This is a genomic window from Micromonospora sp. DT81.3, assembly GCF_049847225.1.
Classification (GTDB): domain Bacteria; phylum Actinomycetota; class Actinomycetes; order Actinomycetales; family Microbacteriaceae; genus Microbacterium.
In genome coordinates this window covers 279,339-296,355 of the sequence record NZ_JBNCNY010000001.1, presented here as the reverse complement: position 1 = coordinate 296,355, position 17,017 = coordinate 279,339, and the positions used below count along the sequence as shown (strand labels likewise).

The window sequence follows — 17,017 nt, the reverse complement described above, 5'->3', positions numbered from 1 at the left end:
CCGGCCGAGGCGTCAGCCCTGGAACAGGCGCGGCAGCAGGTCGATCAGTGCCTTCTGCCACACGTCCCAGCTGTGCGGGCCGGGGATGATCGGAGCGAACTCGTGCTCGACACCCCGGTTCGTCATGCTGCTGATCAGGCTCAGCGTCGCTCCATAGGTGAAGTCCTGGACGTCACCCGAATAGACCCGCAGCAGCTTGGTCCCGTCGTTGATCGCCGCCACGTCCGCGTTTGCGGGAACGCTGCCGAACGCGGACATCGCGCCGATGTAGGCGAACTCGCCCGGGTGCGCCCACAGCGTGCTGAGGGTGTGACCCGAGCCCATGGACAGACCGGCGAGCGCCCGGTCCTCGCCTTCGCTGCTCACGTTGTACTGCGCCTCGGCGGTCACGGTGATGCGCTGCGTGATCTCGTCGGGGAAGTTCACGCCGTTGCCGTTCGCCATCACGACCACCATGGGAACGATGTTTCCCCTGGCGTAGTGGTTGTCAAGGATCTGGGCGGCGAAGCCGACCTCGATCCAGTCCGTCCAGGTCTGTCCGCCGCCGTGCTGGAGGTAGAAGACCGGGTATGCCTCGGCGCGATCGGGGTCGTAGTCCGGGGGCGTCCACACGTAGGCGGAGCGAGTCGGGTTGCCGGTCGCACTGCTCGTGTAGTCCATGACCTCGACGTCACCGCGAGCCTCGGGTGCGACCGGCGTCGTGTACTCGCCACGGAGCGTCTCGTCGCCGGGCACCTGGAACGTGCTCCAGTTGGGCTCGGAGAGCACGGTCGTCGGGTTGGTCTGATCCTTTCGGTCGACACCTTCGACGACGAACTTGTAGTAGTACGAACCCGCCTCCACCGGCATCGTCAGACGCCAGCGCCCGTCGTCCTGCTTGGTCATGGGCGTGCGCGGCCAGCTTCCAGCAGGACCGAAGTTGCCCCACACCGTGACGTTGTTCGCGTTGGCGAATTCGGTGCCGGTCTCGAAGGTCACCACGCCGTTCTCGTCGATCCAGGGCGTCGGCGTGGTGCCGGCAGCCGGAAGCGAGTGCGGCTCGAGCGGAAGATGGCCCTCACTCGGTCCGGTCTCGCCCGAAGCCTGGAACACGCGCTGTACGAAGTCGTGCAGGCTCTTCTGCCAGGTGTCCCACGTGCCGCCGGTGTCGGGGTCGGCGCCGTCCGACTGGAACTCGACGCCGGCTGCGGTGAGCTTGTCGGCGAGGTTCACCGTCGAGTTGTAGCTGGGGTCGGTGACGTTGCCGACGTACAGACGGATGAGGTCGGTCGCGTCGTTGATCTGCTTCGCCTTGCCTTTGCTGATCTTGCCACTGCCGTTGCCGAGGTCACCCTCAAGGTCTCCCGAGAACGAGCCGACGTTCGAGAACTCTTTCGTGGCGTCGACCAGGAGGCTCAGGGCCTGCTCGGCCCCACGCCCGATACCGGCGACGGCGCGGTCTTCGCTGTCGCTGGAGACGTTGAACGCGTCCTCGGCGGCCGGAAGCAGGTTCTTGACCACCTCGCCGCGGATGTCATCGACCGCGCCGTCACCCATCACGACGACCATCGGCTCGGCGTTCCCGTCGAGGGTCAGATTGTCGAGGATCTGCTGCAGTCGGCCGAGCTCAGCCCACTCGCGATAGCTCTGGCCCTCGTCCTGCAGGAGATAGAGCACCGGGTACGGCTCGGCGCGGTTCTCGTCATAGCCCGGCGGCGTCCAGACCAGCGCCGATCGCGCGGTCCCCGTGACGGAGCTGTCGTAGGTGAGCGTCTCGAGGATGCCGCCGCCCTCCGCGTCGGCGAGCCACTCGGCGCCCGGACCATCGACGAACAGCGTGTTCCATGTGGGCTTCGAGGTCACTTCCTGCGGACTGGCGGGGTTGCGGAACGGGATCGCGTCCTGGTTCCACGCCGGACGAGCCGAGTACTGGTAGTAGTAAAGGCCCGGCTCGAGGGGTCCGAGCGTGGTCGTCCAGTTTCCTCCGCCAGAACCCATGTTGAGCGTCGTCCAGGTCTTGCCGGGTGCGAAGTTCCCCTCGACCGCCACGACCGATCCCGTGATACCGGTCGCGGGCTGGACCGCCGCGTTGGGCACAGTGAACCGGTAGACGTCCGGGACGGCGTTGTCGATCTCGGCGACCCACGGGTCCTCGGCGGCTGCGGCCGGCTGCGCCGCGAGGAGTGTGGACACTCCCAGCGCGGCCGCAGTGGCCATCGCCACCAATACACGACGGGAGCGCTTCTCGGCGCCCCGCCCTTGATCTGTCCACATCATCTTCGATTTCCTCTCGTGTACCTCCCGCACGGCGTCATGCGTGAGAGCTGCGCGCCGGAGGGACGAAACTCCGGCGGAGCGGCGGACGAAGCTCCGTCTTGGCGGATTACAACGTCGTAAATGCCGTCCAGCCCATCGTCGCCTCTCAGGCGAGTGGAGGTCAAGAGTAAATTCCAACGTTGTATAAAAGGTGCCGCTCTTGAGCCCGTGCCGCATGCTCGCGGCCCGCGCGCCAAGATGGGTCCTCTTGCGGCCGCCCTGCGGTCTGACAAGAGTGGATGAATGGCCGTTGTCCGCGTTCTTTCCTTCCTGCTGGTATTTCTCGTCGGCGCGGCGCTGGTCGCTGCGGCGATGTTCGTCGTGGGAGTTCGCACTCGCAATCCCCGCGCGCTGCGCTTCGCGCGCGCAGTGCAGCGCGACCTTCTGAATCCCGGGACACTGCGGGATGCCGGTAGCACCGGGTCGCCCTGGGCCGTCGTACGCGCGCCCGGGCGGGTCAGCGGCAAGGTCTACGACACACCAGTCGGCGTGCAGCACGTCGGCAACGACCTGTACATCTCGCTTGTCTACGGCGAGGGGACGCAGTGGCTTCGCAACGTCCTCGCCGCGGGCGGTGCGACCGTGATCCACGACGGCAACGCGATCGAAGCGACCGTGCCCGAACTCGTTCCCATCAAGCAGACGCCCGTGGCCGCCGCCGATCGGCTGGCCATCTCGATCTTCGGCATCACGCACGCGCTGCGGCTGCGGGCGACATCATCGGTGCCCATTTCCGCCCGATAGGTTCAGCCCCGCCACTGGGACTGGGAACTTTGGCGGCACGTCAATCCAGTCCTGATGACCGGTCAATAGCCGAGGTACGCGCACGCCTTCAGGAGGTTCTCCAGTGATGCGACGACTCCCGCCCCACCGTCCGCGAGTTCGGGGTAGTCCCGGGTAGCAATGTGACCGTCTCAGGCGTCCGCAAGCTGCCAGACGTGCCGGTACAGACCATCCGAGTCACCGCGCGAGACGTTGAGTTCGCGGATCAGTCCAATGTCGTCTGCTATGCGGCACGCCGCTTGCGGGGGCCTCACCGCCTGCCCCAGGCGGGGTACGCCGCTGCAGGGGCGGTGTCGGCGGCGGCCAACGGGCGAATGTTCTCTCCGGTGGAGTCCATCACCCAGTAGCGGTACAGGTCGCCGTCACCCGTGCCGCTGTTGGAGCGAAAAGCGATCGATGTGCCATCCGGTGACCACGTCGGTTCGATGTTGTCCGAGCCGGAAGGGCCGATCGCGCGAAGGTCCGATCCATCGGCGGCCATCACGTGAATCCTGCGCTGCTTACCGGCTGGATCACCCCGCTCGAAGGCGATCTCGCTGCCATCTTCGTTCCAGACGGGGTGGCGGTCGAGGGTGGACCCGGTGAGATTGACGGGTTGAAACGGTCCGTCGACTCGGATTGTGAAGATGGAGCCCCCCGGATCGCCGCGAGTGCCGCTGAAGTACGCTATCGAACTGCCATCCGGTGAGAAGCTGACATCGTCGACCCAGGCGTTGTTGATCGGAAACTCGGTCAGCACGCTGCCGTCAAGGTTGACGAGTCGAAGAGCGAAGTGGCCATCGACCAGGCACGCCAAGGCCAATCGATCCTGACGAACCGGATCCCAGGCGGGTGGCAGGTACCGGTCGCAGATCCTTTCGTCGAACAGCTCGCGATCACCGCTTCCGTCCGCGGCCACGACCCGGAGGTAACTCGATGCATCGCTGGTCTGCACGATGTATACGATCGATCTGCGGTCCGGCGAGATGGATGGCCAGGGAGGGTCATGCTCCTCCGCAACCGGGCTGCCGCCTCGGGTGACCTGTGTGCCCAGCTCCCCACTTTCGCTGTCGATGAGGAAGATGTCGGAAACCTCTCCGACCCTACGGGCGATGGCCAACGTCGCGTCCGGAATCGCGTCGGACTGTGGGATCAACCCGTCGGATGTCGTGAGGGGTGGCACGGTTGCCGTGGGCTGCTCGGTGGGCTGCGTGGGCTGCTCGGTGGGCTGCTGCGTGGGCTGCTCGGTGGACCCGTCCGCTGGGAGCCGAATCCACAGCACCGCTGCTGCCGCCAGAATCACCAGCACGGCTGCGCCGGCACTGATCCACGCCACTCTTCGATGTCGGAATCCTGCGGGGACCTCGTGTCCGGCGCTCGAATCGGGCGGCGCGTGTGCCTCGTCTTTCCGTTCGGAGGGTTCCTCCGACGGGGGACCTGGGGCCGTGGCCGCCCGTCGGATGGCGGCGATGCGCTCCGCATGCTTGAAGTAGAGATCGCGGCGAGCACTCAGGATGTCTAGCAGGCCCAGAATCTCCGGCCGGACTGTGCTGTCCTCCTCGTCGAGCCCGGCCTCCAGCCGATCTATGATCTCTGCCTGCTGCTGGTACGAGAGCTCGGCCGCCCCCAGGTCCGTAGCGATCCCGGCGAGGAAGGCGTAGGGGACGGGCGGATCCGGTGGCAAGGTCGCAGGAAGCGCCTGGCGCCTCATCGCACTCGCGTTCACCGACGAGATCAGCTCGAGCTGGGCGGTCAGTTCACGTGACCGATAGTCGACGATCTGCAGGTCGGCGACGGGAAGGGTGTGCGGATGCTCGACCGGACCGATCTGGACCGGCAAGACCGGCAGGCCCAGCTTCCTCGCGTAGGACAGCTCCGCGCCGCACGGCTTCGACTTCACCGCATTGTCGGAGAGTGCGAGCACGAACACCTCGCAGTCCCGTATCTGCTTCAGGATCTCCTGCCACCAAGGCTGGCCACCATGGAGCTTCTCGTCTATCCACACCTCGTAATGGGTATTGCGGAGGTCGCCCACCATCGACAGGACGGCTCGCTCATCGAGGCTTGAATAGCAGACGAACAGCATCGGCGTCCTCCCGACAGGCTATTGGGTATCCTCAGTCTGACCCTGGATCACCGCGAGGGCTACGTTAAGGCCTGCCATCGCGGTGCGCCTCATCAGAGTCTCTCGAAAGGTCAGAAGCACTGCCACCGCCAGTTCGGGCAAGGACGTTTTGCGAGCGTTCGCCTTGCGTTCAGCCGACCAGTTCCGGCCGGACGGCCCATCGGCTCTCGACAGCCGCAGATGGGCGCGCGACTACAACGAGGTCAAGGAGATCCGATCGAGCACCAGTACGACGCGGACCACCGACCAGACTCTGGCTGCGAGGTTCTGAGCGGAAGCGCCCGTTCAGCAGGCGCGTGGCTCGTTCCGCAAATTCGTTCTCGACCACCAGCTCGACGTCGTCGATGCGGCACGCTTCATGGCGATGATCTCGGTGACGTACGCGGACGCGCTGACGCTGCAGCGGGCTCATTCACCGCATGCCGGGGCGTACGGCCGAGCCCCGAGGAGCTCCGCCCACTCCTGCCGGGATAGCACTCGTCCGGCGACCTCGCATGCGCGTTCCTCCCACACGTCCGGCTCGGCGACGACGACCTGCCAATGCCCGTCGGACCGCTCGACCGCGACGGTGCGCTCATCGGGCTCGGCCGGTGCATCGTCCAGAAGCTGCCCGTCCGCGCGAAAAGCTGCCGGCCAGTCGCCGAAGTCCGACGTGATGATGGCGCCATCGGCTCCGGCCGTCACCAGCTCGCCGGTCGATCGGAACTGGACCGCGGTGACCGCGCCGTCATGATCCCGGAGCGTCTCCTCGATCTTGCCGGTGTCGGTGCTCGCCACCACGAGGCCGGTGTCGGCCGCGATGGCGAGCAGACGGCTGCCTGGACTGAAGTCGGCCGCTGTGGGAAAGGACGACAGCGAGACCGTGATGGGTGCTGCTTGCCCGGAGGAGCCGACGATGCGCACTGCGCGCAAGCCATCTCGGACGGCGATCCGGCTGCCATCCGGACTGACGGCGAGAATCCCGGTGCCGGCGAGCCGATGGAGCTCCTCGCCTGATGCCGTGTCAAGAACCACCGTCGGTCCGAATGCGCTGGCGTAGATGCGCGAGGCGTCCGGTGAGAACTTCACCGCGCCGTATTGCCAGGCCGGACCGGGCACGCCCTGACCGGGCGCGAAGGTCGGATCGGAACTGATCACGCCGAGATCCAGGAGCATGGGACCGGTCGGGTCTCCTGCCCCGCCTCGCCAGAGGCCGATGCTCACGGATGACTCGGGCTGCCGTGTCGCGGCGAGCGCTGCGAAAACGGATCCGTCCGCGGAGTACTCGACGTCTGTCGCGGTCCCACCCATCCCTGCGTAGGTTGCCACGCCTGAGCGGCCCTGCTCCGCGAGATCGAGCACACCCGTCCGCCGGACAGCGCAGGCGATGTCACTGCAGAGGTCGGATGTCTCGCTGAACGCGACGGAGCCCGAGACGGGATCGACAGCCGACGTCGCCACCGTCCTTCCGAAGGGGGAGTACTCGCCGAGCTGCGATCGGGCGTCCAGATCGAACAGTCGCACGTCTTGGTCGCTGTCGATCACGGATGCCCGAGTCCCGTCCTGCGCAACGGACATGCTCACGGCGGCGACTCCGTCTTCCGGGATCCGGATCACGCTGGTCAGACGGGGTGCGCGCGAGATGACCCGTACGAGGTTGACACGAGTGTCGGAATGGTCCCAGAGGTGGATGGCCTCCACGGCGAGCAGCAGCGCCCGGTCGAATTCCGGCTCCTCCAGCGCCAGCCCGGCGACCCGCCGGGCTTCCGCGACCGTCGCGCGCTCGCCCGCCAGGTTCGCCTGGAACCCCCCGAAGAGGCTCGCTGCCACCGCGACGAGAGCGAGACCGGCTGCGGCGGCGGAGACCCAGGACAGTCGGCGCACCATGCGTCGCTCCTTGCGCAGTTGGTTCTGCGCGGCCGCGAGTGCGGCGGTCTCATTTGCTGCGGAGGCATCGAGGAACTCTCGTTCCACGCCCGTGAGCGCGGGGCCGACCACGTCTCGCCAATGTTGGGCGGTGGTCAGTCGCCCTCCGCGATAGAGCTCGCTGTCTGGTCGTCCCATCGCATCCCAGGCGGCGGCGGCGGAAGCGAGGTGTCGCATGATGCGTTGGCCCTCGACGTCATCGGCGAGCCACTCCTTCAATCGTGGCCATTCCCGTGCGAGCGCTTCGTGCGACAGTTGCACGGACTCTTCATCCGTGGTGAGCAGCCGGGCATCGGCCAGCCGGTCGACGATCTGCGCATGGGCCTGGTCAACGGCGATCCGCGTCCGCTCGACGCGGCGCGATATCACGGCGCCGTCCGCGGATGCTTCGACCAGGCGGAGGAGGATGTCGCGCAGGAGCCGCACGCCCTCCCTGGAGAGCGTCGCGTAGACCTCTTCGGCGGTCTTTGCGACGGCACCGTCGATTTCACCGGATGCCCGGTACCCGTCGACGGTCAGAACGCGGCCCTCACGACGGGACCACACCTGACGCAGGGCGTGCGACAGCAGCGGAAGGGCCCGCCCATCGGCGTCGCGAACCAGGATCTCGACCAGGCCCGGCTCCAAGATGAGCCCGGCCTGCTCCGCCGGCCTCTCGATCACGGTTCGCACTCCGTCCGGACTCAGCGCGGTGAGCATCAGCATGTGCGACTGGATGATCTGGGCGAAGCCTTCGTGATCGGCCAGGTCTCCGAGGCGGTCTGCACGGATCGCGACGACGAGCATGCCGCGGAAGACCATCTTGGACAGGGCGTCGAAGAATTCGCGTGTCCGGGCCGCGTCGTCCGCGCCGAAGGCCTGCTCGCACTGATCCACGATCAGCAGCGAATCTCCGTAGGGGAGATCGAGGTCGCGAAGGGCATCGATCGGATGCTCGCCGGGCGTGACGACCGCGACCTCCTTGCCGCGCGCGATGAACTGTGCACCGATACCGGCCCTGACGAATGACGACTTCCCGACGCCCGATGAGCCGGCGACGAGGAGCACGCCGTGCTCGTCGAGCGCCCGGAGTGCCGCGGACAGTTCCTGCTCGCGACCGAAGTACCGCTCGGCGTCCGCCACGCCTGCGGGAGGCAGTCCGAAGTACGGACATTCGGCGCTCGCGATCCGGAAGACATGATCGGACAGCAGCGCTTCGTCCTGGCGGAGGATCGCCTGCTCCAGCGCAGCAAGCTCTGCGCACGGATCCAGTCCCAGCTCGGCAGCGAGGAGCGCCCGTGCTCTGCGTACAGTTGCCAGCGCATCCGCTTGCCGACCCTGGCGGTACTGCGCCACGCTCAGCACGACCCACCGCCGCTCGCGCAGGGGCGCTTCGGCGACACGTGCCCGAGCCGCAGCGGCCACCTCTTGAGACTCCCCCGCCTGGAGCCTCGCGTCGAGGAGCAGCTCCTCGGCTCCGAGCCGCATCTCCTCCAGGCGACCTGCCGCGATCTGAGCCGGCTCCCAGTCGAGGAGTTCGACGAACGGCTCGCCGCGCCACATGGCCAGTGTCTCCGCGAAGGTGTGCGCGGCACGCTCGGGCTCACCGAGCTGGAGCTGCTGCGCGCCTCGCATGAGGAGTCGCTCGAACCGCTCGGCATCGAGCTCCACGTGGTCTGGAACCAGCCGGTACCCGAGGGGGGTGGTCTCGATCAGCGCCGGCGCGATGAGCCGGCGCAGGCGCATGATGCACCCGGGGATGACGTGCGCCCACGACGCGGGGGGACGATCGCTCCAGAGCGCCGCCGCGAGCGATTCCGGCGACAGGGATGTGCCCATGTCGACCGTGAGCGCGGCCAGCACCGCACGATCGCGCGGCGTCAGCGGGATTCGGCCGTCGTCGAGTGTCAGCGCTCCGAGTACGCGGACCTCCATGACGCCCACTGTGCGCCCGTCTCCGACATCCGTCAAGGCACCTGATATCGGGCCGATACCGTGCGGACCGGCGCCGGTATCGTGCTGATATCGGCGTGTCCTTCACTGATCGAGCAGCCATCCCGCTGAACGGATCGAACGAAGGACGAGGACCATGTGGACTTCAACCCGGCGCTCCCGCGCCCCTCACGCGTCACACTGGCGGCGGGTGGGTGTTGCGGTCGCTTCACTGGCGTGCTTCGCGCTCGCCGCGTGCACCGCGGCCGAGGCGCCGTCCTCCGCATCGACCGCGGAGGCTGACAGGATCGCACCTTTCCCGGAGAGCGGCGTAATCGACGCCGGCACATACCTCGTGACCGGCTATCCGGTGCCCTTCGAAATCACCGTCCCAGACGGCTGGGAGACCTTCAACGGCGCGGAGCTGGGCAAGGACGACCCGGATCACCGGGATAGTTGGAATGTCGCCCTGGCTTTCTGGCCTGTCTACTATGTGCCCACAGACGCATGCGCCTGGAGGGGCGCGCTCGTTCAGGTCGATCCGACGGCTGAGGCGTTTATCGATGCGATGTCGGCGCAGGCGTCAACGGTGGCCACCCCTGCCGTCGAGGTCATGGTGGGCGATTACTCCGGCTTCGAGTTCGACCACGCCGCCGAAAGCGACGTCGACATCACCGAGTGCTACGGCGGCAAGTTATGCATCAGCTCTGATCTGGCGGAGTCCTGCTATGGACGCGAGTACCGAACTGTGGACCCGCGGGAAACCTACCTCGTGGTCGACCTGGACGGCGAGCGTGCTGTGATCGTGCTGTTCCAATCCAACGAATCGATCGATCCCGCACTGACGAGAGAGGCTCGCGCCGTGTTCGACTCGATCGCGTTCGTTGCACCCGACTGAAGAAATCGAACGGAAGGACGTGGACATGTCGACTTCAACACGTCGCTCCCGCGCCGCTCACCCGCCACGCTCGCGGCGGGTGTGTGCTGCGGTCGCCTCACTGGCGTGCTTCGGCCTGGCCGCGTGCACCGCGCTAGAGGCGCCGTCCCCGGCATCGACCGCGGAGGCTGACACTATTGCACCATTCCCACAGAGCGGCGACCTCGCCGGCACATACCTCGTCACCGGCTACCCGGTTCCCTTCGAGATCACCGTCCCGGACGGCTGGGTGACCTACAACGGCGCGGAACTGGGCAGGGACGACCCGGATCTCCCGGATGAATGGAATGCCTTCCTGCTATTTTATCCCGTCGACTATGTCTCGACCGACGCATGCGCGTGGCAGGGCGCGCTCGTCCAGATCGATCCGACGGCTGAGGCGTTCGTCGATGCGATGACGGCGCAGGCGTCAACCGTAAGCACTCCTCCCCTCGAGGTCATGGTGGGCGATTACTCCGGTTTCGAGTTCGATCACGCCGCCGAGAGCGACGTCGACTTCACCGCCTGCGACGGCGGCAAGCTATGCATCGACTCGGATGCTCCGCACGACTGCACCGAACGCCCGTACTCAACTGGAGGCGAGCGCAGAACCTACCTCGCGGTCGACCTGAACGGCGAGCGGGCCGTGATCGCGGTGGGACAATCCGACGAATCGATCGATCCGGCGCTGAGCGAAGAGGCACGCGCCATCCTCGACTCCATCGAGTTCGTCGCACCGGACTGATCGCGCTGAACGGATTGAACGAAAGGACGTAGTCATGTCGACATCGACTCCGCCCTCCAGCGCCGCTCACCCGACACGCTCGCGGCGGGTGGGTGTTGCCGTGGCTTTGCTGGCGTGCTCGGGCCTCGCCGCGTGCACCGCGCTAGAGGCGCCGTCCCAGGCATCGACCGCGGAGGCTGACACGATCGCACCGTTCCCGGAGAGCGGCAAGATCGACGCCGGCACATACCTCGTGACCGGACACCCGGTTCCCTTCAAGATCACCATCTCAGACGGCTGGGAGACCCTCGACGGCGCGGCCCTGGGCAAGAACGACCCCGATCACCCGGACAGTTGGAATGTCGCCCTGGCTTTTTGGCCCGTCTACTACGTGCCGACGGACGCATGCGAATGGGAAGGCACGCTCGTCCAACTCGATCAGACGGCTGAGGCGTTCGTCGATGCGATGACGGCGCAGGCGTCAACGGTCACCACCCCTCCCATCGAGGTCATGGCGGGTGAATACTCCTGCTTCGAGTTCGACTACGCCGTCGAGAGCGACGTCGACATCACCGACTGCTACGGCGGAAGGTTATGCATCAGCTCTGATTTCGCGGAATCCTGCGTCAAGATCGACGCTCGTCGCACCGAAGGATGCATTGCAGTTGAGACATCCCCGCGGCGCTACTGCGCCGTGTAGCCCCCGTCGACCAGGTGGTACGACCCCGTGATGAACGAGGCTGCGTCGGAGGCGAGGAACGCCACGAGGCTCGCGACTTCCTCCGGGGTTCCCAATCGGCCGATCGCGTGCTTGCCCTTGAGGAACTCGAGTGTGTCGGCGTCGAGATTCTTGTCGAGGAGAGGCGTCTGGATGAAGCCGGGACCCACTGAGTTGACGCGCACTCCCCGCTGCGCGTACTCGAGAGCGGCGTTCTTGCTGAGGCCGACCACCGCGTGCTTGGCAGCGACGTACGCGGACGACTGAGCGAACCCCACGCTGCCGAGGATCGATGCGATGTTGACGATCGAGCCGCGACCCGCCTCGACCATCGCAGGCAGCTGGGCTTGCATGCCATAGAGCACGCCGTTGAGATTGATGTCCATGACCTTCTGCCACGAGTCGAGCGGGTAGTCGCCGGTCGTGGCCGAGGCGCCGCCGATACCGGCGTTGTTGACGGCGATGCCGAGCGGAGCGGCCTCGATTGCGAGACGGACGGACTCACTCGCGGCGTCAGGGTCGGCGACATCGCCGACGTGGGCGATCGCCGTGCCACCGCTCCGCGAGATCTCCTCCACGACCGTGTCGACAGCATCTGCATCGAGGTCGCTCACGACCACCGACGCTCCGTTCTCGGCCAGCAGATGGGCGACAGCACGCCCGATGCCGGACCCGGCACCCGTCACGATCGCTGACCGCTCTGCGACGTCGTATGTTGCCATGTCAGTGTCTCCTCACCAGGTCGGTCGGGGGAATGCGTGGTGCGCCCCCGTCGGTGGCCGCATGCCGTGCGCGGATTGCGGCCACGCGCAACAGGCGGCCTGTGCTCAGCACGGTATGCCCCGCGCGCGCGAGGTCCGCACCCCGTTGACTCGTGGTGCGCGGGTGCTACCCTGTCGCATCCCACCGCCCTTGCCGCGGCCACAGCAGCTTCACCGCTGCGGGTGCACCATGCGCGCATGGGGGAAGTTCCGCCGTCACGGGGCGCGGAGCAGGGCGGTGGGTGGCACGAGGCATCGCCCCGATTCGCAGGCAAGCGTTCGGTCAGGATCACACTCGCCGCCGTGGCGGCGGTGGCAGTCGGTGCCGTTGTCGCAACACTCGTCTTGGTCTCGAGCCCCCGTCCTGACTCGACGCTGCAGCTGGTCGGGTCAGAAGCGGATCTCCGAATCCTCGCGAACCTGGCCGGGGAGGAACAGTGGCCGGCCATCGTCCCATCCACCCTCCGGAGCTATGAGCCATACGGAGAGGTGGAGGTGTGGTCGGCGACGAACGGGTTCGGATCACCGTGCCTGATCGCGTTCGAGTGCACTCCACAGGAAGGGAATCTGCTCACCAGTAGTCGATGACGTCGGACGACACCAGTGACGGTCGGCCGGGTCCTCGCCGTCGGCGGTGAGAATGTCTCAGGCGTGGTTCGGGGTTTCGCCTTGGTGGATGACGAGCGAATCGGGCCATCCATCATCGGCGGCGGGGTCAGTGCGGAGACTGCAGCTGCTCGAGAGGTCGGAGGGCCGTGTCGGGTGAGCAGCCGAGCTCGCCGGGCTGCAGCAGGATCCGGGGCACGTGCAGCACCTGCACCCCGTCGGCGCCACGTTTGACGAGCAGGCAGTCGTCACCATCACCCATCGCGAAGCCGATGTCGCCGCCGGCGACTGTCGCTCTGGGCTCGAACGCCACCTCCCGGTCACCGGTCGGCTGCGGCATCCGCTCGACCACTTCGGCGAGTATGTCGTCGGCGGATGCCGTGGCTGACGCATTCGTGAGCACCTCGACGACGAGCGCTTCGGCGCCATCCGGCACGACGTAGACCGGGCGCGTGTCGACCGGGGGCGGGATGCGCGCCGCGTCGGGCGGACAGGGGATGTCGTGGGCGACCGCGGTGTCGTTGCTCCAGTCCCCGAACCGTTCGGTCGCGACCCCCCAGAAGTCGAACTCCGACTCGAAGCACGCGACGTAGGGATCGCCGCCCTGGGCGCGTGGCACGCTCGCACGGAACTGCAACGCGCCGAACGGTTCACCATGGACCGCGTCGGGGTACTCCTCGAAGCCGATGAGCTCGACACCCCCCGATGTCTGTGTGTCGATGTCGGCCCAGCGGGCGTAGTCCTCGATCACGTCGGTGCCCTCGCGGTAGAGGCCGCGAGCGACGTCAGCGACGGCCGTACGGGCGGCCGCGTGGGACTTCGTGTCCGCGGCGGACCCGGACCCGCTCGCCGATCCGCCCGCACATCCGGCGAGCGCGCCCGCGGCGGTGAGGGCGACCAGGGCGACCACGGCGGAACGCTGTCGCCGAGTCGAGGCGGGGGGACGCATCTCCTGATCACATCACACTCGAGCGGCTGTCCTCGGCTGCGCGCTCGGACTTCACAGTCCCGACCGGGCCCGGAGTCGGCGGCACCCCCGGACGGGGCGAGGTAGCATGCCGAGAGCCGACCACAGGGCCGATTCCGACCACGGCGGGAGAGGACACCGCCATGACGACACTCCGAGAAGCCGGCATCCCCGTCATCATCGACTGCGACCCTGGACACGACGACGTCTTCGCGCTCTGGTTGGCAGCCGGCCATCCGGCGATAGATCTCCGAGCCGTGACGACCGTGGGCGGCAACGTACCGCTCATGCACACCAGTCGCAATGCGCGCGTCGCGCTCAGCGTCGCAGGTGTCGCCGACGTGCCCGTCGCCGCCGGCGCCGCCGGGCCGCTGTCCCGGGCACTCCAGACGGCGGAATGGATCCACGGAGAGAACGGTCTTGGAGGTCCGGACCTCCCTGAGCCGACGTTTCCGCTCGATTCGCGCCCGGCGACGGCGCTGATGGTCGACGTGATCGCCGCGGCTGCGGAACGGGTGACCATCATCGCCACTGGTCCCCTTACGAACATCGCCATCCTGGTTCGCGATCACCCCGACGCAGCCGAGCGCATCGAGGAGGTCGTGTGGATGGGCGGCTCGACCGAGCGCGGCAACGTGACCCCATATGCCGAGTTCAACGCATGGGTCGATCCGGAAGCGCTCGCGCTCGTCCTCTCCAGCGGCATCCGGCTCACGATGGTGGGGCTCAACGTGACGCACACCGCGCTCGTGACGGGCGCGGTCCGCAAGCGTCTGGCGGCCGTCGGCACGCGTACGGCCGCCTTCGGCGAGGAGCTGCTCGAGTTCTTCTGCCACACCAATGACCAGGTGTTCGGTCTCCCCGACGGTCCGCTGCATGACCCGGTCGCCGTCATGGCGGTCGCCGAGCCCGAGGCCGTGCGCCGGGTGCATACGCGCCTCGATGTCGAGCTCGCGGGCAGCGAGACGGTCGGCGCGACGAGCGTCGACTTGGACGGCGTCCTGCGCCGGCAGCCCAATGCGTGGGTGGCGAGAAGTCTTGACGTCGACCGCTTCTGGGCGTCGATGGGCAAGGCGATCGCGCGGCTGCGCTGATCGCGGCGATCGTCTGCCGGCGACTTCCCCCGGAAGTAGGCAGGAACCCGGGTTGACGCCCAGATGCGACGCCAGCGGTCACTCGTGTTCCGGCAGCACCGGGGTCGACCACCCCGGATCGCGCCCCAGCTGCGTGGCCCGACCGACCGACGCCGCGCCGAAGCGATCGCGCACCGTGTCGAGGACCGTGTCGAGTCGCGCCCCGTCGTCCCAATCGATGGGCAGTTCGGGCTGGACGCTGTCGGCGCGGCCCAGCTGCGACAGCGAGATGCCGATGAGGGTGATTCCGCGCTGCTCGATCTCCGGCCGTGCGGCCGTGAGCAGCCCTCGGGCCACGGCCAGCAGCACCGCGGTGCGGTTGGACGGGAAGCGAAAGGTGCGCGACCGCGTGGCCTTCGAGAAGTCGCCGTAGCGCAGCCGCAGCACGACGGTGCGGCACACCCGGTCGCGTTCGCGCAGGCGCCGGGCGAGCCGGTCCACGATCTGGGTGAGCATGACGTCGAGCTCCTCGGCCGAGCGAGGATGGCGGCCGAGCGCGCGCTGGGAACCGATGGATCCCCGTCGCCGCGTGGTGTCGACCGGGCGCGGATCCCGCAGCCTTGCCAGAGCGTGCACGTGCGCGCCCGTCGCCTTGCCCAGCAGCCTCTCGGCGGTCGCCTCCTCGAGCTCCGCCAGCTCCCCGACGGTGTGGATGCCCAGCCGGTGCAGCTTCCCGGCGGTCACGGCGCCCACGCCCCACAGCCGTTCGACGGGGAGCGGAAGCAGGAACGCCTCCTCGCGCTCGGGTTCGACCACGAGCAGCCCGTCCGGCTTGCTGACGGCGCTCGCGACTTTGGCGAGGAACTTGGTCCGCGCGACGCCGACCGAGATGGCGAGTCCGACCTCCCGCCGAACGCGCTCGCGCAGTCGCACCGCGATCTGCTCGGGCGTGCCGGCGATTCGCCGAAGACCGCCGACCTCCAGAAACGCCTCATCGATGGAGAGCCCCTCGACGAGCGGCGTCGTGTCACGGAAGATCTCGAAGACGTCTCGACTGGCCGCGGAATAGGCGTCCATCCGCGGCGGGACGATCACGGCATCAGGGCACAGATCGCGCGCCTGCCGGCCCCCCATCGCGGTGCGCACGCCACGGGCCTTCGCCTCGTAGCTCGCCGCGAGCACCACGCCGCCGCCCACGATCACCGGCCGGCCGCGCAGCGCGGGCGCGTCGCGCTGTTCGACCGACGCATAGAACGCGTCGAGATCGGCGTGCAGCACAGTCGCCTCGCCCCGCATCCCGCCCCCCGCCGCTCGTCCGTCCTGCGGATCGTCCCACGCACCGGGGACACGGCGCTCCGTCGGGGCCTGGGAAGGCGCGAGGCCTCCCGGGAGCCGATCCGGAGGCCGGGCCGGCTCACAACCCGTGAGGAGAGCCGGCCCAGCAAGGACAGAGCCGGCGTTCAGCCGACGCTGACGGCCGCGTTCTGTGCGGCGGTGGCGATGACGTCCGAGACGACGTCGGGCTGCGAGAGGAACAGCGCGTGGCTGGCCGGAACGTCGGTGATCCTCGCGCCAATGCGCGTGGCCATGTGCTGCAGCATCGCCTGGTCGAAAGCGTTGTCCTCCGTGCCGATGACCGCCCATGTGGGCTTGTCCCGCCAGGCGGCATTCTTCACCGGGGTCCCGAAGACCGACATGTTGATGGGCACCTGCGAGTCGCGCAGGAATGCGGCATCCGCATCGCTGAGGTCCCCTGCGAACCCGATCTTGAACTTGTCGTCGTTGAGGAAGCCGAATCCGTCCTCGCCGACGTCGATGACGAAGTGAGGCGTCGGGGCGAACCCCTCGTACTGCTGGGCCGTGGTCTCGCCGGCGTCGGGCGCGAGCGCCGATACGTAGACGAGTCCGGCCACGTTCGGATGGATGCCGGCCTCGGTGATGACCGTGCCGCCCCAGGAGTGGCCGACGAGGACGGCGGGTCCGTCCTGCCTCTCGAGCACTCGAGTGGTCGCGGCGACGTCGTCCTCCAGCGAGGTGAGGGGGATCTGGACGATGGTGACGCGGTATCCCTGAGACGTCAGCCTGTCGTGAACGGGACGCCATCCCGAACCATCCGCGAACGCGCCGTGGACCAGTACGACATTCCGGATCCCGTCGAAGGCGGTACTCATGTTGTGGTTCCCTTCTGTTTCGCACCGACCGGTGCGGGTAATGAGCGGCCAGGGTTCTGAGCCCGTGACCAATATATTGCATT

The 17,017-nt window shown here is 67.6% G+C and carries 12 protein-coding genes; 5 read left to right on the top strand and 7 right to left on the bottom strand.

Annotation, left to right across the window (positions count from 1 at the left end; all coding sequences use genetic code 11):
• Window positions 1-12: 12 nt before the first annotated feature.
• Complete coding sequence (locus ACPW96_RS01395) at window positions 13-2,256, bottom strand: alpha/beta hydrolase-fold protein (protein WP_425881745.1); 2,244 nt, start codon at window positions 2,254-2,256, stop codon at window positions 13-15.
• A gap of 282 nt (window positions 2,257-2,538) precedes the next feature.
• Between ACPW96_RS01395 and ACPW96_RS01390 the strand changes: the two genes are divergently transcribed.
• Window positions 2,539-3,039, top strand: a complete 501-nt coding sequence (locus tag ACPW96_RS01390) for a hypothetical protein (protein ID WP_425881744.1) — start codon at window positions 2,539-2,541, stop codon at window positions 3,037-3,039.
• A 289-nt stretch (window positions 3,040-3,328) separates the two neighbouring features.
• Here the strand turns inward: ACPW96_RS01390 and ACPW96_RS01385 are convergent, their stop codons facing one another.
• A complete protein-coding gene (locus ACPW96_RS01385; protein ID WP_425881743.1) occupies window positions 3,329-5,143 on the bottom strand; it encodes a TIR domain-containing protein in 1,815 nt (604 codons plus the stop codon).
• 447 nt (window positions 5,144-5,590) lie between these two features.
• The gene (locus ACPW96_RS01380) at window positions 5,591-9,001 is read right to left on the bottom strand and encodes a BTAD domain-containing putative transcriptional regulator (protein ID WP_425881742.1); all 3,411 of its coding nucleotides are present in this window, start codon (window positions 8,999-9,001) and stop codon (window positions 5,591-5,593) included.
• Window positions 9,002-9,353: 352 nt separating this feature from the next.
• Between ACPW96_RS01380 and ACPW96_RS01375 the strand changes: the two genes are divergently transcribed.
• From ACPW96_RS01375 to ACPW96_RS01365, 3 genes are read left to right on the top strand one after another with little or no spacing between them, the layout of a single operon-like run.
• Window positions 9,354-9,896, top strand: a complete 543-nt coding sequence (locus ACPW96_RS01375; RefSeq protein ID WP_425822391.1) for a hypothetical protein — start codon at window positions 9,354-9,356, stop codon at window positions 9,894-9,896.
• Window positions 9,897-9,921: 25 nt separating this feature from the next.
• Window positions 9,922-10,659 (top strand): hypothetical protein, encoded by a 738-nt coding sequence (locus ACPW96_RS01370; RefSeq protein WP_425881741.1) that lies wholly within the window; start codon window positions 9,922-9,924, stop codon window positions 10,657-10,659.
• A 34-nt stretch (window positions 10,660-10,693) separates the two neighbouring features.
• The gene (locus ACPW96_RS01365; protein ID WP_425822395.1) at window positions 10,694-11,338 is read left to right on the top strand and encodes a hypothetical protein; all 645 of its coding nucleotides are present in this window, start codon (window positions 10,694-10,696) and stop codon (window positions 11,336-11,338) included.
• Here ACPW96_RS01365 and ACPW96_RS01360 read toward each other — a convergent pair.
• Both ACPW96_RS01360 and ACPW96_RS01355 read right to left on the bottom strand, forming a co-directional pair.
• Window positions 11,323-12,078 carry an SDR family NAD(P)-dependent oxidoreductase gene (locus ACPW96_RS01360; protein WP_425881740.1) on the bottom strand — a complete coding sequence of 252 codons (756 nt, stop codon included), beginning with the start codon at window positions 12,076-12,078 and terminating at the stop codon, window positions 11,323-11,325. The two genes, ACPW96_RS01365 and ACPW96_RS01360, sit on opposite strands and share 16 nt — an antisense overlap.
• Window positions 12,079-12,832: 754 nt before the next feature.
• On the bottom strand, window positions 12,833-13,633 hold the full coding sequence (locus tag ACPW96_RS01355; RefSeq protein ID WP_425881739.1) for a hypothetical protein: 801 nt from the start codon (window positions 13,631-13,633) through the stop codon (window positions 12,833-12,835).
• 200 nt (window positions 13,634-13,833) lie between these two features.
• Between ACPW96_RS01355 and ACPW96_RS01350 the strand changes: the two genes are divergently transcribed.
• Entirely contained in the window at window positions 13,834-14,784 is a 951-nt protein-coding gene (locus tag ACPW96_RS01350) for a nucleoside hydrolase (RefSeq protein ID WP_425881738.1), read from the top strand.
• A 78-nt stretch (window positions 14,785-14,862) separates the two neighbouring features.
• Here the strand turns inward: ACPW96_RS01350 and dinB are convergent, their stop codons facing one another.
• Together dinB and ACPW96_RS01340 are read right to left on the bottom strand one after the other, a co-directional pair.
• Window positions 14,863-16,059 (bottom strand): DNA polymerase IV, encoded by a 1,197-nt coding sequence (gene dinB, locus ACPW96_RS01345; protein WP_425881737.1) that lies wholly within the window; start codon window positions 16,057-16,059, stop codon window positions 14,863-14,865.
• Between the two features lie 164 nt (window positions 16,060-16,223).
• Window positions 16,224-16,934: an alpha/beta fold hydrolase gene (locus ACPW96_RS01340; RefSeq protein WP_425881736.1), complete on the bottom strand. Its 711-nt coding sequence runs from the start codon at window positions 16,932-16,934 to the stop codon at window positions 16,224-16,226.
• Window positions 16,935-17,017 lie beyond the last annotated feature (83 nt).

Bases quoted from the DNA above. Each gene is read 5' to 3' on its own strand.
- ACPW96_RS01395 (WP_425881745.1), bottom strand. From the start codon at position 2,256: ATGATGTGGACAGATCAAGGGCGGGGCGCCGAGAAGCGCTCCCGTCGT.
- ACPW96_RS01390 (WP_425881744.1), top strand. From the start codon at position 2,539: ATGGCCGTTGTCCGCGTTCTTTCCTTCCTGCTGGTATTTCTCGTCGGC.
- ACPW96_RS01385 (WP_425881743.1), bottom strand. From the start codon at position 5,143: ATGCTGTTCGTCTGCTATTCAAGCCTCGATGAGCGAGCCGTCCTGTCG.
- ACPW96_RS01380 (WP_425881742.1), bottom strand. From the start codon at position 9,001: ATGGAGGTCCGCGTACTCGGAGCGCTGACACTCGACGACGGCCGAATC.
- ACPW96_RS01370 (WP_425881741.1), top strand. From the start codon at position 9,922: ATGTCGACTTCAACACGTCGCTCCCGCGCCGCTCACCCGCCACGCTCG.
- ACPW96_RS01365 (WP_425822395.1), top strand. From the start codon at position 10,694: ATGTCGACATCGACTCCGCCCTCCAGCGCCGCTCACCCGACACGCTCG.
- ACPW96_RS01360 (WP_425881740.1), bottom strand. From the start codon at position 12,078: ATGGCAACATACGACGTCGCAGAGCGGTCAGCGATCGTGACGGGTGCC.
- ACPW96_RS01350 (WP_425881738.1), top strand. From the start codon at position 13,834: ATGACGACACTCCGAGAAGCCGGCATCCCCGTCATCATCGACTGCGAC.
- dinB (WP_425881737.1), bottom strand. From the start codon at position 16,059: ATGCGGGGCGAGGCGACTGTGCTGCACGCCGATCTCGACGCGTTCTAT.
- ACPW96_RS01340 (WP_425881736.1), bottom strand. From the start codon at position 16,934: ATGAGTACCGCCTTCGACGGGATCCGGAATGTCGTACTGGTCCACGGC.